The sequence below is a fragment of the Bradyrhizobium sp. GW821-FHT12B03 genome, assembly GCF_058807535.1.
On the sequence record NZ_JBXAQU010000006.1, the window covers coordinates 108,375 to 131,673 of the forward strand.

A 23,299-nucleotide genomic window follows, 5' to 3' on the forward strand; every position below is an offset into this window, starting at 1 on the left:
AGCACCTTCCCCGACCTCTTGTTTTGAAGACGATCCAATATGCCCCGCCCCGACAGGGCTGCGGAAAAAATTTGCAAGAAAAATCCGGCAGATCGTGCCAAGGAGAGCCCTCAAAAGCGGAACCCGACGAGGCACTTCGAATGACCAAAGGCACACTGGCCGTCCTGATCAACAGCACGCAGCAGAACTGGCTGCCGGAGCGCTGGAAGGCCCGATTCGAGTCGGTCTGCGGCGGCCGCCCGGTGGTGCTGTTGCCCGCTTCCGGGCTCGATCCGGCCGAGGTGCACTATGCCGCGGTGTGGAAGCCGGTGCCGGGCGATCTCGGGTCCTTCCCCAATCTGCGCGCGATCTTCAATCTGGGCGCAGGCGTCGATGCCCTGATGGCGGACAAGAGCCTGCCCGACGTGCCGCTGGTCCGCGTCGCCGTGCCCGACCTGACCAACCGCATGACCGAATATGTCGTGCTGCACGTGCTGATGCACCACCGCCAGGAGCTGTACCTGCGGGACTCGCAGCGCGTGAAGCGCTGGGAGCCGAAATATCAGTGGCCGGCAAGCGCCGTCACCGTCGGCGTCATGGGACTGGGCACGCTCGGCGCCGATGCGGCCGACGTGCTGCGGCGGCTCGGCTTCCGCGTCACCGGCTGGAGCCGCAGCCCGCGCACGATCGAGGGCGTCGAATGCTTCCACGGCACCGCCGGAATGGACGCGTTCCTGCGCACGACCGACATCCTCGTCAGCCTGTTGCCGCTGACGCCCGACACCCACGGCATCCTCAACCGCGACGTCTTCACGAAGCTCAACCGCAAGGGCCCGTTCGGCGCGCCGGTCCTGATCAATGCCGGCCGCGGCGGCTTGCAGAACGAAGCCGATATTCTCGCCTGCCTCGACGACGGCACGCTGGGCGCCGCCTCGCTCGACGTCTTCGTGCAGGAGCCCCAGCCAAAAGACAGCCGCTTCTGGACCCATCCCAAGGTGCTGCTGACCCCGCACAACGCCGCCGACACCGACGCCGAAGCGATCTCGGCCTACGTCGCCGAGCAGATCGCAAGATTCGAGGCGGGCGGTACGCTCGAGAACGTCGTGGACCGGATCAGGGGGTATTAGGCCGAGCGAACCGTCTCCAGGAATTTGCCGACCTCCGTGCGTAGGCGCCTGCTGTCCTTGGCCAGCGACTGCGCGGCGGACAGGAGCTTGGACGAGGCCATACCGGTCTCGGTCGCGCCGCGCTTCACGCCGACGATGTTGGCCGAGACTTCCTGGGTGCCGTGAGCGGCATGCTGCACGTTGCGGGAGATTTCCAGGGTCGCCGCTCCCTGCTCCTCGACTGCGGATGCAATGGCCGACGAGACTTCGGCCAACCGCTCGATGGTGCCGCTGATCTGATTGATGGCACTGACCGAATCCTGCGTGGCCGCCTGGATGCCGGTTATCTGCTGCCCGATTTCACCGGTCGCCTTCGCAGTCTGCTCGGCGAGCGCCTTGACCTCGGAGGCAACCACCGCGAAGCCGCGTCCAGCCTCGCCGGCACGGGCCGCCTCGATCGTGGCATTGAGGGCCAACAGATTGGTTTGACCCGCGATGGCATTGATGAGCTCCACCACGTCGCCGATCCGGTTTGCCGCCTTCGACAATTCGCTGACCCGCTCGGTCGTCGATCTCGCTTGGTCGACGGCCTCGCCGGCCATGCGCGCCGAGTCCTGAACCTGCCGGCTGATCTCGTTGACGGAGGACGACAGCTCTTCCGTCGCCGAAGCCACCGACTGGACGTTGGTGGAAGCTTCGTCCGACGCCCCGGCCACCACCTCGGCAAGCTCGCGGCCGCGCTCGGCGTTTCCGGTCAGGACGCTGGCCGATGATTCCAGTTCGTCCGACGTCGCAGAGACCGTCCTGACGACGTCGCCGACCACCGTCTCGAACGTGTCCGCGATACGCTGCATGTCGGCGCGCCGCTGCTTCGCGATCTCTTGATCCTGTTGCCGCTTCGACTCGGCTTCGCGCTGGGCACGCTCCTGCGCCAGAACCTTGAACCGCTCGACAGCCCGCGCGACGCGGCCAATCTCGTCCCGGCGCCTGACCCCAGGCAGAACCACTTCGAAATTGCCGTCCGCCAGATCGTTCATCGACCTTTCGAGCGCGATGATCGGCCGACTCAACGAATATGCCGATCCGATCGCCAGAACGAATCCGAGCAGAAGCCCCGCACAGGTCGCCACGATCAGGATCGTGCGCGCGCCCGTCACTTGCGCTTCGGCGTCGTTTCTGTACTCGTATCCGTAGGCAGCGACCACCTCCACCAGGTCATCGATGGCGGCAAGCGTTTCGCGGCCGAGCTTCTCCAGCTGGAACGTGGTCGGCAATTCGGCAAGTCCACCCGGCGTCGGCTTCAGCACCTTGAGGGCTGCGTCCGACCAATCGCGCAATTTCCTGGTCGCCTGCTCGCGCGCCGCGACGACGTTTGCGGCCTGCACACGTTCGCGGACCACCTCGAGATCCTCGGAGATCGACTTGATCTGCCTCTCGAACTTCGCCACGGCCTCCTTTGATGCCCCGCCGCTGAGGCCCTGCTGAAGTATGAGACGCGCCTCGTTCAGCTCCGCATGGGCGGAGCGCGCATGGTTGATCCCCATGAGCGGCCCATCGAACAGACGAACAACCCGATCGCCCGCCGTGCTGACCCCCCAGATGCCGTAGACGGCGAGGCCGCAGGCCAGCGCGAGCATGAGGCTCAGGACGGCAAAGATTCTCAGGCGGATCGACATGTCGGATATCCCGGTCTACTCGACGACTTTGACCGCCATCTTCATGCGAGGATGGATCGCACAGATGACTGCCACATCGCCCGCTTCCTTGAAGGTCACGTCGGTCGAACTTCCCGGCGCCTGGGAGCCGAGATTGAACTCGTTGCCCTTGCTCGCGGACATGATGTTGTGAGGCACCGTGTCGTCGTTCAGGAAGGTGACGGCCTCACCCTTCTTCACGGTGATGCTCTCAGCAGAGAACAGCCGACCCTGCTGATGGATCACCTGGGTCGCAGCGAATGCGCCGGTCGACAGGCCCGCGATCATCGCGAGGGAAAGCACGATCTTTGGCTGCGTCACGTTTGGTGTCCTTTTCGGCATGGAGGAATTAGCGCGGCAGCACGGGCGCTGCCGTAGGGGTGAGGTCGCTGCTCAGGGTCTTCAGGAAGGCAACGAGATCAGTCTTGTCCTGCGCGGTGAGACCGAGAGGGCGCATCAGGTCCGATCGGCTCGGCCGGTCCATGCCGCCGGAGTCGTAATGATCGACGACCTGCTCGAGAGTCGCCAGAGAACCGTCATGCATGAAGGGGGAGCGGCGGGCGATTTCGCGCAATCCCGGCGTCTTGAAGGCGTGCTGCATCTTGATCACGTTCGGCAAGAACTGACCTCGGCCGACATCCTTGCCGGGCAGGCCGATGTCCTGGAAACCGTCATTGGTGAAATTCCAGCCTTCGTGACAGGCCATGCATTGCGCCTTGCCGTTGAACAGCGCAAAGCCACGCTTGGCCTCCTCGGAGATGGCCTTCTCGTTGCCTTCGATCCAGTCGTCGAACGGCGCGCGTTCGGATACGATCGTGCGTTCGTAGGTCGCGAGCGCATCCGCCAGCGTCTTCGACGTCATGCCCTCCCGCGGAAAGACATTGTCGAAAATCGGCTTGTACTCCGCGATCGACGCAAGGCGGTTCATCAGTTCGCCGAGCGGCAGGTTCATCTCGCCGGCCGCCTGGATCGGCCCCAGTGCCTGCTCTTCGAGGCTGCCGAGCCGCCCGTCCCACATGAAGATGCCGCCCCACGCCGCATTCACGACGGTCGGAGAACGTCGATCCAGCGTCTTCATGCCGTGGCCGACACCCAGGGGCAGACCGTCGCCCCAACCGAAGCTGGGGCTGTGGCAGCTCGCGCAGGATTGCGCATTGGACACCGACAGCCGGGTGTCGAAATACAGCTTCTTTCCAAGCGCCGCCTTCTCCGGCGTGTAGAGATTGTCCTTCGGAAACGGAATGGACACGGGTCGCCGATAGAGCGCCTTGAGCGCATCCGTGCCCGGCGCGGCCCGTTGCGTCAGCACGACCTGTTTCGTCTCACTGACCTGCGCCGCACCGAAAACCGGACGCACGCAATCGTATGCAACGAGAGCAGTGACAGTAGCGGTGACGAGTGCAAGCTGGGCAACAGGAGAAATGCTGCACGAGCGCATGGCCGATCCTTCAATGACAAAGTCAACGCAATGAAAATGAAAGAGATGATTCGAATGGAATTGCGCCTCAGTAGACGCGTTCGCACTTAAGGAATGCTTGTCGCGGGCAGACGTAAATCTACGGATATACCAATGCTATACGTTCCGCACCGTTTCGCGCGTGCGACCGCTCTCGTCGGACCAACCAGGTGTTGTGCTCGCGGGTCGACGATCCGCTCGAGCGCGCAAGGTTCGGACTTGCGTCCGTTGCTGCCGTATCTGCATCGCAGCAAGCCGCCGCTCGTCCATGGCGCGCAACTCAGCGCCGATCGGCACACATCACGTCAATAGCCCCCTTGACGATCGCCTCCAGCTCCTTCCGCGAGACGCGCGCGCGAGAGCGGATGGCGATCGAGTGCACCGTCGCTGATGCGAGCTGGGCCAGCGCGGCCGTATCCGCGCTCTCCGGCAGTTCGCCCTTCTCCTTCGCGCGGCGGAAGCAATTCGCGAAGGCCTTGTCGAGCTCGGTGAGGCCGTCGAGCACCATGGCGCGGATGTCGGGATCACCAACCGCCTCGGACGCAGCGGTCACCACGGTGAAGCAGCCGCGCGGACCCGTCTCGCCGGAGAGATAGATGTTCAGCGCGCAGGCGTAGATGCGCTCCAGCCGCTGGCGCAGCGGCATCTCCTGGCGGAATATCTCCACCATCGATGCGCGCGCGTCCTCGCGATAACGCTGGTAGCTCTTGATGTAGAGCTCGCGCTTGTCGCCGAAGGCGCCGTAGAGGCTCGGCCGGTTCATGCCGGTGGCTTCGCTGAGATCGTCGAGCGAGGTCGCCGCAAAGCCCTGCCGGCGGAACAGGTCCAGCGCCTTGCCGAGCGCAACGTCAGGCTCATAGGCGCGCGGACGGCCGCGGCGCTTGGGTTCGGCGCGGCGCTCGGGTTCGCTGCGGCGCTCCGGTTCATTGGCAGCAGCTGGCGGCTTCGATTTTTGTACCATTTCGCAATTTAATCCTTGACCGTCCCCATATTATGCAAGATGGTACAAAAATCAATCTGGCCAGGTTGAGCGACTGCCAAAGAGGAATTGCCCAAGGAGGCCCAAGATGGATCTTTATTTCTCACCACTCGCCTGCTCGATGGCGACGCGCGTTGCGCTCTATGAAGCCGGCGCCGAGGCGAATTATCTCGAAGTCGATCCGCCGACCAAGAAGGTGCTGAACGACGGCACCGATTTCCGCACCGTGAACCCGATCGGCCTCGTGCCGACGCTGCGCACCGACGAAGGCGTGGTGCTGACCGAGAACGCGGCGATCCTGCAATATGTCGCGGACCGGTTTCCGCAATCCGGCCTCGGCGCCTCGGCGGGCATCGAGCGTACGCGACTGCACCAATGGCTGTGCTTCATCGGCACCGAGCTCCACAAGGGGCTGTTCATCCCCGTGCTCGACCGCAAGGCCCCGCAGGAGATGAAGGCCTACGCGCTGGAAAAGAACCTGTCGCGGCTCGACTATCTCGAAAATTACCTGAAGGGTCGCGACTTCCTGCTCGATCATTTCAGCGTCGCGGATGCCTATCTCGTCACGGTCATCAACTGGACCATGGCGACGCCGCCGATCGAGCTCGCCAAATGGCCGAACGTGAAGGCCTATTACGAGCGTCTGCGCCAGCGGCCCTCGGTCGCCAAGGCGATCGCCGAGGAGTTCGAGCTGTACAAGGCCGAACTCGCCAGGAAGAAGGCGGCGGCCTGAGGCAAGGCTGCGGCGTCGTCCCGGCGGGGACGACGCCGTTCTTTCGTTGCAATTCGACTATCTCGGCGCCTGCAGCACGATCCCGTAGCGACCGTATATCCGGTCGATCGTGCCGTCGCTTCGCAGCCGTTCCACCGCCCCGTCGATGGCTTCGCGCAACGCATCATCGGGGCGGATCATGCCGACGGCGACATTCCAGTTGAGATCGGCCACGCTCTCGTCGCGATCCAGGATCCGGAGCGCCTTGTCCGGATGCGTCAGGTTGAAATAGCTCGCCGCAGTGGGGGTGACCGCGGCGGCATCGATCTCATGATTCGACACCGCGTCGAGGCTGTCACTCTCGAAGCCGAAGGTCGATGTAGGGACGCGCCGCTGACCGATGATCATGGCCGCGACCGATCCGACCTGCACGCCCACTTTGGTGGCCTCGTTGAGGCTTTTGAACGAGGTGAGCGAGCTGGATGACGACACCGCGAGCGCGACGCCCGTGCGATAGTACGGTTTCGATATCCTCAGACGGGTTTCACCCTGCGCTTCGCGATCAGCGATGACGTCCAGAAGAATGTCGCAGCCGGCACTGCGCATCTGGTACTGCGTGATGATCCAGTCGACCCGCAGCGAGACACCGAGCTCGCGCGCCAGCGCCTGACCGAGCTCGACCTGAAAGCCGGGCGGATCACCCGCCTTGCGCGCAAAGGGAAGCGAGTTGGGATGCGCGCACAGCCCGATCGCCCCGCTCGAGCGGATCGCGTCCAGGGTTCGCGCCTGCGCGGGTCCCGACAGAACGATGACGGCAGCGACGATGAGCGGGACAAATGCCTTCATTCGGCGTTCCCATCCGGACGGATCGCGCCTTGCACGATTCAACCCTCGCGCGGCTTCAGGGCGCGGATGTATTTGACGATCTGGTCGATCTGCGCGTCGGTGAAAGCGCCGTCGAAGGCCGGCATCGCCCCCTGCTTGCCGTGCTTGATGCGACTGCGAATGAAGTCGTCATCGCGCGGCGAGTTCATCAGCTGCGGTCCCTTGCCCGGCGCCCGACCGCCGTCGGAGTGACAGAAGCCGCACGTCCCCGCGAACACCTGTTCGACCTCGAGCGTTCCGTTCTCGGGCGCGGACGTGGCGGACTGTGCTCGAGCCGCTACGGCACACAGCAACACGGCGCCCAGCCCCGCCGCAATCGCCCTCAGATGCAATCTCGACACGTCCGCTCCATTCCCGAATCACACGCGGCCGCTTCGATCGATCGGGGCGCGGGCCTGCGCTCGCGCCCCGATCGAAGGTTTGCGGCAGACTATTTCAGGCTGAAGACGATGAGCGCGCCGTCGTCACGCGGCATGCTCTTGTAGACGCCGCCGAAGTTTGGCGCATATTCATCCGCCAGCATCCCGCCAAAGCCTGCGGCCACCGCGATATATTGCTTGCCCCCGACGGAGTAGCTGACGATGCCGCCTTGATGGCCGGTGCCATTGTTGTGTTTCCACAGCTCGGCGCCGGTTTCGGCATCGTAGGCGTGAAGGACGCCGCGGGAGTCGGGCACGAACACGAGATTGCCCGCGGTCGACAGGACGCTGCCGAGCGGCGGCTCGGGATAGCGGACCTCCCATTTCTTCGCTCCCGTTATGGGATCGCGTGCATCGAGATGTCCGTAGATCTCGCCGCCCGGAGGAGGCGCCATCTTGAAGTCGGCGCCGATGTTGAGCTGGACCTGCGGCGTGGTGACCGGCGTCGTCTTCTGGACATCCAGCGTCATGCACCATTCCTGGCCGATCTTGTAGTAGAGACCGGTCTTCGGGCTGTACGAGCCGGCATTCCAGCTGATGCCGCCGCCGATGAACGGACACAGCGGCGGTTCAGTGACTTTCCCGGCCTGGAAATCGCGTCGACCGATCAGCGCGCCGGTCTTGGGATCGATATCCTTGACGAAGTTGATGTTCTCGACCAGCCGCCAGACGTTCTTCACGCCGAGATTGCGGTCGTAGACGAAGACGAAGCCGCCCTTGTTCGGATGAACCACGTATTTCTGGCCGTCGCGTTCGAGCATCACGAACTCGCCGACGGCGCTGTCGAAGTCCCAGGCGTCGTGCGGCAGTTCCTGATGGTAGAATTTCAGCTTGCCGGTATCGATGTCGAGACCGATCACCGAACTCGTATAGAGATTGTCGCCGGGACGCGCGCCTTGCGTCTTGTAGTCGGCGCCCGACCAATCATAGAGCGGCGCCGGGTTCGCGGTGCCCCACAGGATGGTGTTGGTCTCCGAATCGTAGGTGCCCGGCATCCAGCCGCCACCGCCGCCGGTGCGCCAGGAATCGTTGCCCCAGGTCTTCATGGCATCGTCGGTGCCCGCAACCGTCAGGAACTCCCACTTCTTCTTTCCGGTGGTGGCATCGAGCGCGAAGATCGGGCCGCGGCCCGGCCATTCGCCGCCTTGCGAGCCGATGATCACGCTGCCCTTGGCGTAAAGCGGGGCGCCGGTGAAGCCGACCGTCAGCTTCTGTGAGTCGATCAGCCTGGTCTCCCAGAGGACCTTCCCCGTCTTCGCATCCAGGCCGAAGACACGACCGTCCATCGTGCCGACGAAGACCTTGCCTTCGCCCAGAGCTACGCCACGATTGTAAGGAGAGTGGGTCTGTCGGCTGATGAGCGCCTCATCCAGCTCCGGAAAGAACGACCAGTTGACTTCGCCCGTCGCGCCGTTCAGCGCAAAGACCCGGCTGTAAGAACCCGAGTAATAGAGCACGCCATCGGCTGCGAGCGGCATCGACTGGAGGCCGCGCGTCGATCGTCCGGGAATGTGCATCCAGGCTACGCCCAGATTGCCGATATTGTTCGCATTGATCTGCGCGAGCGGGCTGTAGTGATGCGACTTGTAGGAGCCGTGATAGGTGAGCCAATCGTTCTGACCCGCGGCCTCGATCCGCGCCGTATCGACGGCTTGAGCCAACGCCGCCGACGCTGCAAGCGTCGCAACGACAAGGACAGGCAAGCCGGAGCTGAGCCACTGCTTCCTCATATGCACTTCCTCCCGCTTTTGTATTTGTTGATTGCGTCTCGTAAGCGCTGCTGCGAGGGAGATTTCAGTTCAGTGTCGGCTGTCCTCCATCGGACCTGAGCTGCCAACAGATCTCCTCTCTCGGCGCGTATTGCCAAAGGAGCTGGTTCACCGGAATGATTGCTGTTGCACTTCCGCTCGCCGTCGCAGCGTACGACGGATCACGGGGAGCGCAAGATCGGAATGCGCGCGGAGGGCGAATTTGACGCGGGAGACGAATGGAAACGGCAGCGGCGCTGACCGTTTCCACCTTTCGCGACACCGGGAAGAAGACGGCCTCAAGGCCGCAAAGCCATGTCGATCAAGTCGCGTCCCGGAGCAGTCCGGGACAGCGACGTGTTGCAGGTCGTCGTCTTCCGCAACCGAATTCCGAAGACATATTCTCCGGATTCGTCAGGCAGCCCTGACGCTGTCAAGAAAGCGACCGACCTCCGTTCTCAGCCGATCGCTGTCGCTTGAAAGCGCTTGTGCTGCATTGAGGACCTGTGTGGAGGCCGAGCCGGTTTCAGTCGCACCGCGCTGGACGTCGGTGATGTTCGACGAGACCTGGTGCGTGCCTTGGGCAGCCTGCTGGACGTTGCGCGCAATCTCCTGGGTCGCTGCGCCCTGCTCCTCGACCGCCGCGGCGATGGTCGACGAAATCTCCGACAGGGACTTGATCGTGCTGCCGATCGTCTTGATGGCGTTGACTGAATCCTGGGTGGCGTCCTGAATGCCGGCGATCTGCTGGGAAATCTCGCCGGTGGCCTTGGCTGTCTGCTCGGCAAGAGCCTTCACTTCCGAGGCGACGACGGCAAAGCCGCGGCCGGCTTCTCCCGCGCGCGCCGCCTCGATCGTCGCATTCAATGCCAGCAGATTGGTCTGGCCCGCGATCGTGTTGATGAGCTCCACGACGTCGCCGATCCGCGCCGCCGCCCTGGACAGCTCACCGATCTTCTGATCGGTGAGGCGGGCCTGCTCGACCGCTTCATTGGCCATCCGCGCCGACTGCTGGACCTGTCGGCCGATTTCGTTGACGGAAGACGACAGCTCTTCCGTGGCGCTCGCGACGGATTGCACGTTGGCGGATGCCTCTTCGGAAGCCGCAGCAACCATCGTCGCAAGCTCCTCGCCTCGCTCGGCGGTCGAGGTCAGGGTGTTGGCGGACGCCTCCAGTTCGGTCGAGGCCGAAGAAACCGTTTCGATGATCGCGCCGACCGCACTCTCGAAACCTCCCGCGAGATTGATCATCTCCCTTTTGCGCTGCGCGGCGGACCGTTTCTCCGTCGCCTTGAGCTCATCGCGATCGAACCGCACGATGGCCTGCAACGTCTGCAGGTTTCTGAGAACGACGCCGAGCTCATCGTCGCGTTCGACGACGATACGGTTGTCGAGCTTGCCGCCGTTGACGCTGAGCATGGTGTCGTTCAGGCGCTGGAGCGGGCGAACGATGGCACGGATGGTCTGCCGGCTGAGGAGTCCCGCGAGAGCCACACTCAGCGCCAGGAGGACGAGGGCAGTTCCGACCAGCCAGCCGTATTGGCGTTCGGCCGCGTCATACTCAGCCTTGGCCTCCCTGACCTGAATCGCCACCAGCCTGTCGAGATCGGCCTTGGCCGCATCGTATAGTTCGCGTGCCGGCCCCGCGAGCAAGACGGCCAGCTCCCCGTATTTCTGCTCGGCAAGAAGCGACAGCGCCGGCTTCAATCCTTTCTCGACATAGCTCACGCGCTTGGGCGTGAAGATTTCGGCGACGCCTTTTTCTTCCGGCGTGAGGTAGGTCGCCAGGTACTCGGTCCAGATCTTGCCGACCGTTTCGAGATTGGCGTTGACTTTGCTCGTGACCTCTCCGACAGGCTTGCCGCCCCGTCCATTGGAAGCGGCTTCGAACAGCAATGCCGTGTTGTCCCTCATCCGGTCATTGATCTCGAAAAGTTGCGCGAGCGGCACCGCCCGGTCCTCGTAGATCGACTTCATCCGGACGTTGCTCTCGCGCGTGCCCAGCAGGCCCACGCCTCCGACCGTTAGGAGAAACAGCGACAGTGCTGCGACCAGCGTGACCAGGCGCGCATTCAGCGTCCGGGTGAAGATGGCAAACCGTTCAAGGACCGCGTGTCGCCGGATCAGTCCGGCGTCCAGCCTGTAGGCATGCGGCTTGTTCTCGCGCATCAACGCGTACACATGCTCCGCTTCCGCGCGCTGATCGGCAGGCAGCAAGGTGCGGATCGAGCTGTATCCGACGATCTGTCCGTTCTCGCGAACGGGAGAGACGGTTGCCAGCACCCAGTAGAAGTCGCCGTTCTTGCACCGGTTCTTCACGGCGCCCGACCAGGGCTTGCCCTGCTCGAGGGTCTCCCAGAGATTTTTGAAAGCCTCCGACGGCATGTCCGGGTGACGGACGATGTTGTGCGGCTGTCCCATTAGCTCTGCCTCGGAGAATCCCGAGGCCGCGACGAACTGGTCGTTGAAGTAGATCAGCCGTCCCTTCGTATCGGTGCGCGAGACGATCAGCGTCTCACCGGTAATCGGATATTCGACGGTGGTGACCGGAAGATTAGTCCGCATGGGGGCGCTTCCCGAATTTATGTTCATTGGCAATGGCATTCGCAAAAATCGAATGCGTAAACATCAAGTAACCGGCGAAAGATTTAATTAGCCTGAATTTTGAGCATCCGATCCGCTCAGTGAAACTACCCAAGCGATAGCGCTTTTCGGCAAGAACCGCAGCCAGCGCGCGAGCATACGGCAGCCGGTCAACTGCCGGACGTTAAACGCACTCGTCGGAGACACGCAGCGTGCAACCGGCTCGTCTGGGAGAGCGCGCGAAGTTTTGAGCGCGCCTGTCCTTTCAGAGCGCACTGCCGAGTTCGCAACGCGCAAGGCGCGGGCAGCTAGCCGTACAGCACCCGCGGTAAGATGGTGACGATGCCGGGCCAGAGCGTCAGCAGCAGCACGAAGCCGACCATGATCATCAGATACGGCATCGTGACGCGCGCGATGTAGCCGAGGCCGTCTTCGGTCAGGCCCTGGATCACGAACAGGTTGAAGCCGACCGGCGGGGTGATCTGCGCCATCTCGACGGCGAGCACGAGGAAGATGCCGAACCAGATCTCGTCGAAGCCCGCGCCCTTCACGATCGGCAGCACGATCGGCAGCGTCATCACGATCATCGAGAAGCCGTCGAGGAAGCAGCCGAGGATCAGGTAGAAGGCGATCAGCACGACGATCAGCATGAAGGGCGACAGGCCAAGCCCCTTGACGAAGGCGGCCACGGCCTGCGGAATGCCGAGGAAGGCGGCCGCGTTGCCGAGGATCGAGGCGCCGAGCACGATCAGCGCGATCATCGAGCAGGTCACGACCGAGCCGATCAGCACGTCGCGCATCACCTGCTGCGACATCGAGCCTTGCGCCCAGGCCACCAGCCCTGCCCCGAGCACGCCGACGGCTGCGGCTTCCGACGGCGTTGCGAGCCCGCCATACATCGAGCCGAGCACGCAGGCGATCAGGAACAGCGCCGGTGCGAGGTCCTTCAAGGCGGCAAAACGCTCGCCCCACGGCACCTGCGAGAGCTTGGCTTCCGTCTCCGGCACCATCGCGGGCTTGAGCGTCGTGTGCAGCATCACCCAGCCCATGAAGGTCGCCGCCAGCAGCAAGCCGGGCAGCACGCCGGCCGTGAAGAGCTTGAGAATGGAGACGTCGCCGAGCACGCCATAGATGATCATGATGTTGGACGGCGGAATCAGAAAGCCGAGCGTGCCGGCGCCGGCGAGCGAGCCGATCGCGATGTCGCGCGAATAGCCGCGGCGCAACAGCTCGTTGAGCGACATGCGGCCGATCACCTGCGTGGTCGCGGCCGAGGAACCCGAGATCGCCGCGAAGATGGTACAGCCGATCACGTTCACATGCAGCAGCCGGCCCGGCAGCAGCCCGGCCCAGGGCGCGAGTCCCTGGAACAGCGAGCGCGACAGGCGGGTGCGGAACAGCAGCTCGCCCATCAGGATGAACAACGGCAGCGCCAGCAGCTCCTGCGTCGTGAGGATGTTCCAGGCATATTGCGGCAGCAGCTTGTCGAGCGGGATCGAGCGGAACATCGCCAGCAGCAGCGTGGCGGTGAGCGCGAGCGTGAGGCCGATCCACACGCCGCATGCCAGCAGCGCAAACAGGATCGCGAACAGGGCGAAGACTTCGACGGTCATGCGATCTTGAATCCGATGGCGGGCAAGGCGGTCATTCGACGGGAGAGGCCTTCATGCGGTGATCCTCCAGCGGCAGACCAAGCGTGGCCTGGATCGCGCGCGCCAGGAACTGGAGCGTGAGCAGCAGCATGCCGAAGGTGACGACGGCTTCCGGAAACCACAGCGGCGTGTCGCTCGACGTCGAGACCTGGCCGCGCACATAGGCACCGAAGGCGAACTTCGCCATCGCCGAGGTCAGGAACGCCATGAAGGCGAAACCGGCCGCTGCCGAGAGGATCTCGAGCGCGCGCTGCAGCGGTGCCGGCACGTTCTTCAGCAGCAGCACGACGCGGATGTGACCGCCGACGCGCAGGGTCATGGCGGCACCAAAGGTGAAGGACGCCGCCATCAGGTAGGAGGAATATTCCCACGCGATCGAGATGGTCGGCGGGAAGAACGGCAGGAAGTTCGAGAGGAAGCGGGTTGCGACCTCGCACAGCATCAACAGCGTCAGCATGAGCAGGCAACCGCCGCCGATCCAGCCGTCGAGCCGGCCGAGACGGTCGATGCCGTCGAGCAGGATGCGCAGCGGCGCGGGCGCCGCTGCGTTGAGGCTCTGCGGCGCTTCGGGCGAGATGCTCACCACGGATTCACCCTCAGCCACGCTTCATTTCGGCGAGATAGGCCCGCACCGGCTTGTCGGCCGCCGGCACGCGCTTGAGGAAGGCGTCGAGCTGCGGCGCGGTCTTGCCGCGGATGTCCGTCATCATCGCCTCCGAGACCGGGATCACCTCCATGCCGCCTTCCTTGAGACGGTTGAGGCTGTCGACGTCGGCCTTGAGCGAGTTCGCCCAGAATCCAGGCTCCATCTTGGCCGCGATATCCGCGACGAGCTTCTGCTGATCGGCGGAGAGCGCCTTCCAGGAGTCGAGATTGACCGTGAGCATCTGCGACGACCAGACGTGGTTGGTCGGGTAGATGTACTTCAAGAACTCCCAGAACTTGCCGTCGACGCCCGACACCGCCGAGGTGGAGACACCCGAGACAGCCCCCGACGCCAGCGCCGGGATCGTCTCGCCCCAGGGAATCATCACCGGCGCCATGCCGACCACGGCCAGCATGTCGACGGCGTTCTTGTCGGGCACGCGGATCTTGATGTTCTTGAGGCCCTCGACGTCGGCGACCTTCACCTTGAGATGCAGGTACTGCGTCGGCCATGGCACGATGTAGAGGATCTTCTGGTTGTTGCGCGCGGCGACCTTCTCGTATTCGGGCCGCACATATTTGTGCAGCACCTTGAGCTCGTCCATCGAACTGCACAGGAACGGGATGCTCTCGACGCCCATGAAGGGCTCGTCGCCGACCTGCTGGATGTTGAGAACGTCGGCGAGTGGCACGAGGCCGTCGCGTACGGCGCGCAAGTGCTCCGGGCCCTTGAAGCCGAGCTGGCCGCCGGCCTTCACGGTGATCGCGACCGAGCCGCCGGTCTGCTTCTTCACCTCTTCGGCGAACGCCATCGCGTTCTGGGTGTGAAAATTGCCGTCGGGCCAGACCGTCGACATGTCCCAGCTTGTCGTCGCGGCCCGCGCGCGGGTCGAGATGTGGCCGGCGGCGAGCAGCGTCGCTGCGCCCGCGGTGAAATTCCTTCGTGTGATCATTGAGCCCCTCCGTTCACTCCGCGCGCGACGCCTGACGCGTCACCGCGTGTACCCATAAACTGCAACAGCGTTGTCCGCAGACACGAGACCGCTTTCGATGTCGTCGTTGACGGCCGTGCGTGCTCGCTCGGCCGGATGGCCGATGCCGGCGCCACCGGGCGTCATCACCACCAGCCGGTCGTCCGGCGGCACCTGCTGAAAGCCTTTTCCGCGCAGCTTCTTGCCGGATTTGAGGCCGACATAGCCGGCCTCGCCGTCCCGGCCGCCGTCACGCCCGCGCGGCGGATGATCGATGCGGTCGAATGCGGCCAGAATGTCGAACGGCGCATCGACGCCGCTGCCGACCTCGATGATCTGGCCGAGGCCGCCGCGGGTGCGCCCGGCTCCGCCGGAGTCCGGCCGCAGCTCCTTGCGCCAGAAGATCAAAGGCGTCTGCGTCTCCGCGATCTCGACCGGCGTGCCGCGCACGCCGCTGGGATAGGCGGTGGCCGACAGGCCGTCCTTGCCGAAACGGGCGCCGGTGCCGCCATTGCTGGTGACCGCCATCGAGAATCCGTAATTGCCGCCGACGCCGCTTCGCGTCTGCCCGCGCACGTTGAGATTCCACAAGCAGGAGGTGCCCTCCGCCGGCACCCGCTCGGGGATGATCTGGCGCAGGCAGCCGAACACCACGTCGGGCAGCATCTGACCGATGATGTGGCGCGAGGCGACCGGCGCCGGCTTCGGCGCATTGAGGATCGCGCCCGCAGGCGCCGACACCGTCAGCGGCGAGAGCGAGCCGGCATTGTTGGGGATCTGCGAGGCGACGACGCAGCCGAGGCCGAACACGGTGTAGGCCGTGGTGTAGGACAAGGGTACGTTGATGCCAAACTTCGAGGCGGCCGAGGTGCCGTCGAAATCGACGTGAATGCCCGCCTCCGAGATCGTCAGCGTCGCGGCCAGCGTCACCGGCGCGTCGTAGCCGTCGACGACCATGCTGTTGCGCCAACTGCCCTTCGGCAGCTTGGCGATTTCGGCCAGCACCGCCTCGCGCGAGCGGTCGCAGATGTAGTCGCCGAGCTCATCGAGCGTATCGATGCCGAACTCGGTCATCATCTCGACCAGGCGCTCGCAGCCGACGTCGTTGCAGCCGGCGAGCGAATAGGTGTCGCCTTCGGTGTCGATCGGCAGCCGCGTGTTGGTGCGGATCATCGCCATCAGCGTCTCGTTGACGACGCCCTGGTCGATCAGCTTCAGCATGGGGATGTAGAGCCCCTCCATGAACACGTCGGTGGCGTCGGGTCCGAAGCCGATGCCGCCGATGTCCATGAGATGGCTGGTGCAGGAGAACAGCGCCACCGGCTTGCCGTCCTTGAAGCACGGCGTGGTGACGACGAAGTCGTTGAGATGGCCGGTGCCCATCCAGGGATCGTTGGTGATGTAGGCATCGCCCTCCTTCATCGTCTCGATCGGGAAGCGAGCGATGAAGTGCTTGACCGATTCCGCCATCGAGTTGACGTGACCTGGCGTGCCGGTCACCGCCTGCGCCAGCATTCGTCCCTTGAGGTCGAACACGCCGGCCGAAAGATCGCCGCATTCACGCACGATCGGGCTGAAGGCGGTACGCAAAAGCACCTGCGCCTGCTCCTCGACCACGGCGATCAGCCGGTGCCACATGATCTGGAGGTCGATCAGGCTCGCGCCGCTTGCCTTGCTCATGATCAGGCCGCCTTCCGTTCCATGACGATGCTGCCGGCACCGTCGATATGAGCGTCAAAACTGGTGGAGACGAAAGTCGAGGTCTCGTCCTCGGCGATCACCGCGGGACCCGCGATGGTCGCACCAGGCGCCATGTCCTCGCGGCGATAGAGCGGGATCTCGATCACTTCCCCCGCCCGTCCGTCGAAGAACTTGCGGCTGCCGGAGGCCTTGCCTGCGGGTGTGCGCGCGACCGACGCGACGATGGCGGGATTGCGCGCATCGGTGGTCGCGAGCACCGACCAGCTCAAGACCTCGATCGCGGCGCCCGGAATCGACCGCTCGAACATCGCCGAATAATCCGCCTCGAACTTCTGGCGCAGACCGGCGAGATCGGCCGATGTCAACGGCCGGTTCGGCAGCTCGACGCTGATCTCGTGGCCCTGGCCGACGTAACGCATGAAGGCCGCGCGGCGTTCGCGCACCGGCGCGCCGGCGGCACCGGGCTCGACCAGCGCGCGCGCCTCGGTCGCCATCTCCTGCAAGAGGTCGGAGACCGCCTTGGTGTCGAAATCGTCGAGCCGGACGTGACGGCTGCGCACCAGCTCATAGGCGATGGGAGCGGCAAGAAATCCGACCGCCGAGCCGACGCCGGCATTCGACGGCACGATCACCCGGGAGACGCCGATCTTCTCGGCGACGCGCGCCGCATGCAGGGGCGCAGCACCACCGAATGCGATCAGCGTATGCTGGCCGACCACCGCACCGCGTTCGACCGCATGCACGCGTGCCGCACTCGCCATGTTCTCGCAGACGACCTCGTGCACGGCATAGGCCGCGGTTTCCGCCGACAGGCCCAGCGGCTCGCCGACGCTGCGCAGCAGCGCCTGCTTCGAGAGTTCGGGATCGAGCTTGATCGTGCCCCCCGCGAAGGCGTCGGGATCGATCATGCCGAGCGCTACGTCCGCATCGGTCACGGCCGGACGCTGGCCGCCGCGGCCGTAGCAGGCCGGCCCGGGCTCCGACGACGCACTCTCGGGCCCGACGGTGACGCGCTTCATGGCGTCGACATGCGCGATCGAGCCGCCACCGGCGCCAATCTCGACCATCTCGATCACGGGAATGCGCACCGGCAGGCCGGAGCCCTTGAGGAAGCGCGCGGCGCGATCGACCTCGAACACGCGCGACGTCTCGGGCTGGTATCTTTCGATCAGGCAGATCTTTGCCGTGGTGCCACCCATGTCGAACGAGAGCACCTTGCTCTCGCCGAGACGCGCCGCGATCTGCGCCGCGAAGATCGCGCCGCCGGCAGGACCGGATTCGACCAGACGCACCGGAAAGCGCCGCGCCGTCTCGATCGAGGTGACGCCGCCGCCCGAGGTCACGAGATAGATCGCGCCGCGGTACTGCTCGACCTGCAAGGCATCGGCCATGCGGGCGAGATAGCCGTCGATCAGGGGTTGCACATAGGCGTTCGCAACCGCGGTGGACGTGCGCTCATATTCGCGGATTTCCGGACACACGGCCGATGATACCGTCACGGAAATACCGGGCATCTCTTCACTGATGATCGCTGCCGCGCGCCGCTCGTGCTCGGGATTGGCATAGGAGTGCAGGAAGGCGATCGCGATGCTCTCGACGTTCAGCTCGCGCAATTTCGGCGCGAGTGCGCGCACCGACGCCTCGTCCAGCGGGAGGCGAACGGCACCGTGCGCGTCGATGCGCTCGGGCACGGTGAAGCGCAGGCTGCGCGGCGCCAGCGGCTTCGGCTTGTCGATGGCGAGGTCGTACTGGTCGTAGCGGCTCTCGGTGCCGATATCGAGCACGTCGCGAAAGCCGTCTGTCGCGATCAGCGCAGTCTTGGCGCCGCGGCGCTCGATGATCGCATTGGTCGCGAGCGTCGTGCCGTGAATGAAGACGTCGATGTCGCTGATATGAGCGCGCGCATCGGCAAGAATGAGACGCATCCCGTCCAGCACAGCCTGTTCGGGTCGCTGCGGCGTCGTCAGCACCTTGCGCGTTTTGCGGTCCTGCCCCACGTCCAGCACGATGTCGGTGAACGTACCACCGATATCGACGGCAAGCCGTACCTCGGCTCCCTCAAGCATTCCAAATTCTCCGTGCTGATCGTCAAGACTGCGGACAAAAACGCAGCAATTTCCGTGCCATCGGGCCTGTCGGCGACGCTGCGCCCGGCCATTCTGCTTGGCACCCATGCAATAGGCAAGGCATGTTCGTCGCGCGCGCGCTCAGAGCAGGAATGCAAGCGCCGCTTCGCAGCGCTCCTCGACCTTGAGCGTCAGGAGATCGTCAGCGCGGGTGCGCCCGAGATTGACCGCGGCGATCGGAATCTGCCGCTGCGCGGCAGCCTGCACGAAGCGAAAACCGGAATAGACCATCAATGACGAACCGACGATCAGCATCGCGTCAGCCTGCGACAGATGGTCCTGTGCGGTGACGACGATTTCGCGCGGCACGTTCTCGCCGAAGAACACGACGTCGGGCTTGAGGATGCCGCCGCAGGCTTCGCAAGGAGGCACCTTGAACGAGGAAAAATCCGCGCGCTCCAGATCGGCGTCGCCGTCCGGCGCATCCGCGGCATCGAGCGCGAGCCATTCTGCATTCGCGCGGCCGAGCGTATCCTGGAATTCGCTCCGCGGCGTCTTCGCCCCGCAGCCCATGCAGCGGACCAGATCCAGCCGGCCATGCAGGTCGATCACCTGCCGGTGGCCGGCGGACTGATGCAGCCGGTCGACATTCTGGGTCAGCAGCATCCCGCACCGCCCGTTCGCCTCGAGCCGGGCCAGCGCATGATGCGCATCGTTCGGCCTGGCCTGGCCGAACCGCCGCCAGCCGACCAGGCTGCGCGCCCAATAGCGCTGCCGCGTGTGCGCCTCCGACATGAAGGCCTGGAAATTGACCGGCTGGGTCCGCTTCCAGTTGCCGTGGCTGTCGCGGTAATCGGGAATGCCCGAATTGGTGCTGCAGCCGGCACCGGTCAGCACGAACAGGCGTTCGTGCCGGGCAACGAAATCCTGGAGCGGTGGGTTTGCCAGCGGAGCATTTGACATGGCGCAGATGTAGTTCGCGCCGTGGCATTTTGCCAGATCACTCCCGGACCGGCGACCCGAGGCGGGCGACGGGTTAGTCCGCGCCGGAAAAATGCCGTCGGCAAATGCTCGCGCACGAGTTGGTCTTCCCCCGAACGCATCACCCGTCAGATCTTGCCGGGATCGGTGTCATGCCTGTGCTTGTGAAGAAACCGGGCGATCTGCCCACGGAGCGCCGCCGTGTCCAACAATGTTCCGACCGATCCGGCGGTGTCGAAGATCTCCCGCTGAAGCGTCGTCGGCAGGGAATTCCATTGCATGATGACGGCCGCGCCGAGACATCGCAGGACACGCTCTTCCTCCGCCGCGAGGGCTGCGCCGCGTAATCGCTCCGTCTCCCCGGCGTTGACCGCATCCACGTATTGGCCCTCGAGGACCCGCTCGTTATCCGCGCGTGATGCAAGGCTGTCCTGCAGTTTCTCGAATTTGCGGGTCTCATCCTTGCCGGACGAATTCCTGGCCAGTTCGCCATACGCGGCCGCTTTTGCACGATACTGCAGAAATTTGAACATGCCGCCTCCTTTCGTTGAAAGTGTCCGCGCATTTCAGCCTACAACTGCCGGTCAGGCCGGCATCGGGACACCCAGAGAAACCAGTGGAGCGTCGAACGTGTAAGCGAAGCCCTTCTCCGCATAGGTCAATTGCACTTCGCCATGGAGTTGGCGGCCCAGCGTCTCGATCAATCGCGTTCCGAAGCTGCGCTTTGCGGGTGACTGGATCAACGGACCATTCTTCTCGATCCAGGTCAGGCGCAAACGTTGCGTCTGCGGATCAATCGTCCAGTGAAGATCGACGCACCCCTTCGGAGCCGAAAAGGCACCATACTTCGTGGCGTTCGTGCAGAGCTCATTGAGCGTCATCGCGACGGCGATCACGGCACCCGAATTGATCCGGATATCCGGTCCCGAAATCGAGAACCTCGATTCGGCGGGATCGTCGAAAGCTTCGATGGCACTGCGGACCACTGCCCCGAGGTCGGCGCTCGACCAGCTCGCCCGCACAAGCAGATCGTGCGCCCGGCCAAGTGCCAATAGCCGGCCCTCGATGGCCTGCTGTGCGTGCTCCGTACCCTGCGGGTTGCGCAGGCTCTGGGAGACGATGGCAGAGACGGTCGCGAGCGTGTTCTTGATGCGGTGGTGCAGCTCTTCGAGGATCAGCTTTTGCAGGGTGTCGGATGTCTCTCGCTCTCTGGCGTCGATGCCCGCTCTGGCAAGCAGGCCCCTCGTGTTGATCTCGGCCTGGGCAAGGAGAAGCCGCAGGCTGACATTCTCCGCCGCCAGAGCATCCTCATGCGATTCTCCGCCGCCGGGGGGCTGGCCCGTGCGGAGATCGATCTCGAACGTTGGCGACTGTACCACGGGGGTTGCTGCCGGACCTGATTTCAGTGGAACGTTCCGTCACGAAGGCGAGATTTCAGCGGCATCGTTATCCTACTTGGGCGCCTGCGGCGGCGAGAAATACGCGAGGATCTCAGCGGCATTTCCAAGGATTGCTGCCTTGCGCGTTGCCGCCGTGCGCTTGTCTCCCGACGGCATCTCGCGAGCCAGACGGAGGGCGTCGATCGCCCTGGCGTTCAGCTCGCCAGCCAACGACGGCTGGACTGGATCCAATGAGCTGCTGACCTGATCCGATGGCGACGGCGCGCTGAAACCGACTACCATTGAATCAGCATCGATGCGGCGACCAGCAACACGAAGAAGACCGGCAGCAAAACCGGAGGTACGAGCCACTCGCGAAGGATGAATCCAGGGGAATCCGACATATTGACCGCCTCTTGGTCGCGGCGGGAGCGCAATGCTCTCAGTCACCGATAACGGCCGAGGGGCGAGCGGTGATCAGCTTCATGTAGTGATCCCTCGCCGAATAGCGAGGCTTGCCGAGAACTATTTGTCGCGATCGTCATTAAACCTGGTTGTAACCACGTTGCCAGATCATCATTTGAAAGAGGCGCAACCGGCTCACGCCTCGACGAAGCGTCCGCATCCCTGACACATAGGCAAGCCGAGTGTCGGCCGCTCCAGTGTATCTCGGCTCAAGCTCGGCTCAAACAGCGTAAAGGCGGCGCGCAGCACCTGCAACCTGATCGGCCTCAACCATGATCGACTTTCCAAATCACAGCCGTTCCTATGACCGGACGCGGCATGCCGTGCGGTTCTGGGGACACGACAGCGCCATCGAGGCCTCATTCTTCATCGATGAAGGCGCGTTGAAGCAGCTTCAACCGGGCGCCCATTCCAGCGAATCGGGCTTCCTGAGCGCGTTCGACTCCAATCGCGACTTGATATGCGCCGCCGCGGCCAGGAAGTATGTCCGCGGCAGCAGAGGCTCCTACGACCTGCTTGCAGGAGATTTTTGAAGCGATCGGCATCGGCGTGCGGAAGATCGTGGATTCTAGCTCGCCCAGTTCTCGCGGAACTCCGGAAACAGCGTCAGGCCTCCGCAGGCGTAGATGGTCTGTCCCGTGATGTAGCTCGCTTCATCCGAAGCGAGAAAAGCAAAGACGGCGGCGATCTCCTCCGGCGTTCCGACGCGCCCCATGGGAATATGGCTGGTGACGACGCCGCGCTTTGCCGGGTCTCCGGTCCAGGCGGCGTTGATCGGCGTGTCGATCGCGCCTGGGCCTACCGCATTGACGCGAATGCCGCGACCGGCGAACTCCAGCGCCAGCGTGCGCGTCAGACTGGCCATGGCGCCCTTGCTGATCGAATAAGCGAGATAGCCGGGCTTCGGAATGATCTGGTGGACACTGGAGCAATTGATGATGCTGCCGCCTCCGCCGCGGGCGACGAAATGCGCCAGCGCCTTCTGCGCGCAGAGCACGGCGCCGTTGAGATTGACGTCGATGATGCGGCGATAGGTTTCGACATCGAGCGCATCGCTCGGCGATTCCCGCTGGAAGCCGGCATTGTTGACGAGACAGTCGAGACGCTTCCAGCGCGCCAGGATGGTCTCGAACATCGCCGCGATGTCCTGCTCGTTGCCGATGTCGGCCTTGACGACGACATGATCGAGCCTGCCGTGACCGCGATCGCCCGATGCCGTCCGCGCGAGCGCGAGCGTCTCTTCGGCCTTCCCCGGATGATCGAAATAGTTGATGGCGACGGTCGCGCCTTCCTGGGCGAGCCGGATGGCGACGGCACGGCCGATGCCTTGCGAGGCGCCGGTCACCAGCGCGTATTGGCCAACGAGGCGCGAGGGAAACGAAATCGAGGTCTGTGGCATGAGCTTTTTTCTCCGGAGTGCCTCATCATCGACGGAACCGACGTTTTGTTCCATCGCACCAGCGCAGGCCTGGGATTCGTTCCGCGCGTTGCGCGCGGCGTGAGATCAATATCTGATACAGGGTGACGACGTCGAAGAGATCTTCGTCGCCGCCGTGACGCCGACGTTCTCGGCGCAGGTCGTGACGCCAGTGCCGCCACTGGCCGACGCGATGGTCGCTACGCTGTCGCCGAACAGCGCGCGACCGAGGTCGCCATCGAGCTTCCGCCCCGGAATCACGCAGGTGGCCTTCAACGTCCAGCGCGGAAAGTCGCCTTGGACCTTTCCATCGACCTGTCTGTCGGAGCCTGTTGCAGTCGACATTTTACCCCCCGTTGCGGTGCAGCGATCGATCGTCGTGCGATCCGACAAAAATGTGATTGTTGCTTCCACAGCGGCCATCACATGATGAAAATCATGCGAGATCGACACGTTCCGGG

22 protein-coding genes are annotated in these 23,299 nt (G+C 64.1%); 3 read left to right on the forward strand and 19 right to left on the reverse strand.

The genetic code is table 11. The features are described 5' to 3' along the window. The first annotated feature begins 140 nt into the window (after positions 1–140). On the forward strand, positions 141–1,106 hold the full coding sequence (locus AC1RUR_RS13935; RefSeq protein WP_492844812.1) for a 2-hydroxyacid dehydrogenase: 966 nt from the start codon (positions 141–143) through the stop codon (positions 1,104–1,106). On the opposite strand, the gene AC1RUR_RS13940 is transcribed toward AC1RUR_RS13935, so the two are convergent. The 4 genes from AC1RUR_RS13940 to AC1RUR_RS13955 form a co-directional block, all read right to left on the reverse strand. Continuing rightward, the gene (locus tag AC1RUR_RS13940; RefSeq protein ID WP_492844814.1) at positions 1,103–2,761 is read right to left on the reverse strand and encodes a methyl-accepting chemotaxis protein; all 1,659 of its coding nucleotides are present in this window, start codon (positions 2,759–2,761) and stop codon (positions 1,103–1,105) included. The two genes, AC1RUR_RS13935 and AC1RUR_RS13940, sit on opposite strands and share 4 nt — an antisense overlap. A 15-nt stretch (positions 2,762–2,776) precedes the next feature. After that, entirely contained in the window at positions 2,777–3,100 is a 324-nt protein-coding gene (locus AC1RUR_RS13945) for a plastocyanin/azurin family copper-binding protein (RefSeq protein ID WP_492844816.1), read from the reverse strand. Positions 3,101–3,128: 28 nt separating this feature from the next. Further along, positions 3,129–4,088 carry a cytochrome-c peroxidase gene (locus AC1RUR_RS13950; RefSeq protein ID WP_492844818.1) on the reverse strand — a complete coding sequence of 320 codons (960 nt, stop codon included), beginning with the start codon at positions 4,086–4,088 and terminating at the stop codon, positions 3,129–3,131. A gap of 427 nt (positions 4,089–4,515) precedes the next feature. Further along, positions 4,516–5,196: a TetR/AcrR family transcriptional regulator gene (locus AC1RUR_RS13955; protein ID WP_492844820.1), complete on the reverse strand. Its 681-nt coding sequence runs from the start codon at positions 5,194–5,196 to the stop codon at positions 4,516–4,518. Between the two features lie 106 nt (positions 5,197–5,302). Here AC1RUR_RS13955 and AC1RUR_RS13960 point away from each other — a divergent pair, with 106 nt between their 5' ends. Next, positions 5,303–5,947: a glutathione binding-like protein gene (locus AC1RUR_RS13960; protein ID WP_492844822.1), complete on the forward strand. Its 645-nt coding sequence runs from the start codon at positions 5,303–5,305 to the stop codon at positions 5,945–5,947. 57 nt (positions 5,948–6,004) lie between these two features. On the opposite strand, the gene AC1RUR_RS13965 is transcribed toward AC1RUR_RS13960, so the two are convergent. The 13 genes from AC1RUR_RS13965 to AC1RUR_RS14025 all read right to left on the reverse strand — a co-directional run bounded on the left by AC1RUR_RS13965 (position 6,005) and on the right by AC1RUR_RS14025 (position 21,328). Further along, positions 6,005–6,772 (reverse strand): substrate-binding periplasmic protein, encoded by a 768-nt coding sequence (locus AC1RUR_RS13965; RefSeq protein WP_492844824.1) that lies wholly within the window; start codon positions 6,770–6,772, stop codon positions 6,005–6,007. 38 nt (positions 6,773–6,810) lie between these two features. Beyond that, entirely contained in the window at positions 6,811–7,152 is a 342-nt protein-coding gene (locus AC1RUR_RS13970) for a c-type cytochrome (protein ID WP_492844826.1), read from the reverse strand. Positions 7,153–7,241: 89 nt separating this feature from the next. After that, the gene (locus tag AC1RUR_RS13975; protein ID WP_492844828.1) at positions 7,242–8,960 is read right to left on the reverse strand and encodes a pyrroloquinoline quinone-dependent dehydrogenase; all 1,719 of its coding nucleotides are present in this window, start codon (positions 8,958–8,960) and stop codon (positions 7,242–7,244) included. 432 nt (positions 8,961–9,392) lie between these two features. Further along, positions 9,393–11,543: a methyl-accepting chemotaxis protein gene (locus tag AC1RUR_RS13980; RefSeq protein ID WP_492844830.1), complete on the reverse strand. Its 2,151-nt coding sequence runs from the start codon at positions 11,541–11,543 to the stop codon at positions 9,393–9,395. Between the two features lie 326 nt (positions 11,544–11,869). Next, positions 11,870–13,174: a TRAP transporter large permease gene (locus AC1RUR_RS13985; RefSeq protein WP_492844832.1), complete on the reverse strand. Its 1,305-nt coding sequence runs from the start codon at positions 13,172–13,174 to the stop codon at positions 11,870–11,872. A gap of 31 nt (positions 13,175–13,205) precedes the next feature. Further along, positions 13,206–13,799 (reverse strand): TRAP transporter small permease subunit, encoded by a 594-nt coding sequence (locus AC1RUR_RS13990; protein WP_492845280.1) that lies wholly within the window; start codon positions 13,797–13,799, stop codon positions 13,206–13,208. 10 nt (positions 13,800–13,809) lie between these two features. Beyond that, positions 13,810–14,811: a TRAP transporter substrate-binding protein gene (locus tag AC1RUR_RS13995; protein ID WP_492844834.1), complete on the reverse strand. Its 1,002-nt coding sequence runs from the start codon at positions 14,809–14,811 to the stop codon at positions 13,810–13,812. A 39-nt stretch (positions 14,812–14,850) separates the two neighbouring features. Continuing rightward, complete coding sequence (locus AC1RUR_RS14000; protein WP_492844836.1) at positions 14,851–16,509, reverse strand: hydantoinase B/oxoprolinase family protein; 1,659 nt, start codon at positions 16,507–16,509, stop codon at positions 14,851–14,853. Between the two features lie 2 nt (positions 16,510–16,511). Then, entirely contained in the window at positions 16,512–18,596 is a 2,085-nt protein-coding gene (locus tag AC1RUR_RS14005; protein ID WP_492844838.1) for a hydantoinase/oxoprolinase family protein, read from the reverse strand. 141 nt (positions 18,597–18,737) lie between these two features. Continuing rightward, positions 18,738–19,559 (reverse strand): NAD-dependent protein deacetylase, encoded by an 822-nt coding sequence (locus AC1RUR_RS14010; protein WP_492844840.1) that lies wholly within the window; start codon positions 19,557–19,559, stop codon positions 18,738–18,740. 146 nt (positions 19,560–19,705) lie between these two features. Continuing rightward, positions 19,706–20,110, reverse strand: coding sequence for a hypothetical protein (locus tag AC1RUR_RS14015; protein WP_492844842.1), 405 nt, complete (start codon positions 20,108–20,110; stop codon positions 19,706–19,708). 51 nt (positions 20,111–20,161) lie between these two features. Next, the gene (locus AC1RUR_RS14020; RefSeq protein WP_492844844.1) at positions 20,162–20,956 is read right to left on the reverse strand and encodes a sensor histidine kinase; all 795 of its coding nucleotides are present in this window, start codon (positions 20,954–20,956) and stop codon (positions 20,162–20,164) included. Between the two features lie 72 nt (positions 20,957–21,028). Continuing rightward, positions 21,029–21,328, reverse strand: coding sequence for a hypothetical protein (locus AC1RUR_RS14025; protein WP_492844846.1), 300 nt, complete (start codon positions 21,326–21,328; stop codon positions 21,029–21,031). Between the two features lie 365 nt (positions 21,329–21,693). On the opposite strand from AC1RUR_RS14025, the gene AC1RUR_RS14030 reads away from it, so the two are divergent. Continuing rightward, on the forward strand, positions 21,694–21,954 hold the full coding sequence (locus AC1RUR_RS14030) for a DUF1488 family protein (RefSeq protein ID WP_492844848.1): 261 nt from the start codon (positions 21,694–21,696) through the stop codon (positions 21,952–21,954). A gap of 35 nt (positions 21,955–21,989) precedes the next feature. On the opposite strand, the gene AC1RUR_RS14035 is transcribed toward AC1RUR_RS14030, so the two are convergent. After that, complete coding sequence (locus AC1RUR_RS14035) at positions 21,990–22,820, reverse strand: SDR family oxidoreductase (protein ID WP_492844850.1); 831 nt, start codon at positions 22,818–22,820, stop codon at positions 21,990–21,992. A gap of 105 nt (positions 22,821–22,925) precedes the next feature. Continuing rightward, the gene (locus AC1RUR_RS14040; RefSeq protein WP_492844852.1) at positions 22,926–23,291 is read right to left on the reverse strand and encodes a solute carrier family 23 protein; all 366 of its coding nucleotides are present in this window, start codon (positions 23,289–23,291) and stop codon (positions 22,926–22,928) included. Positions 23,292–23,299 lie beyond the last annotated feature (8 nt).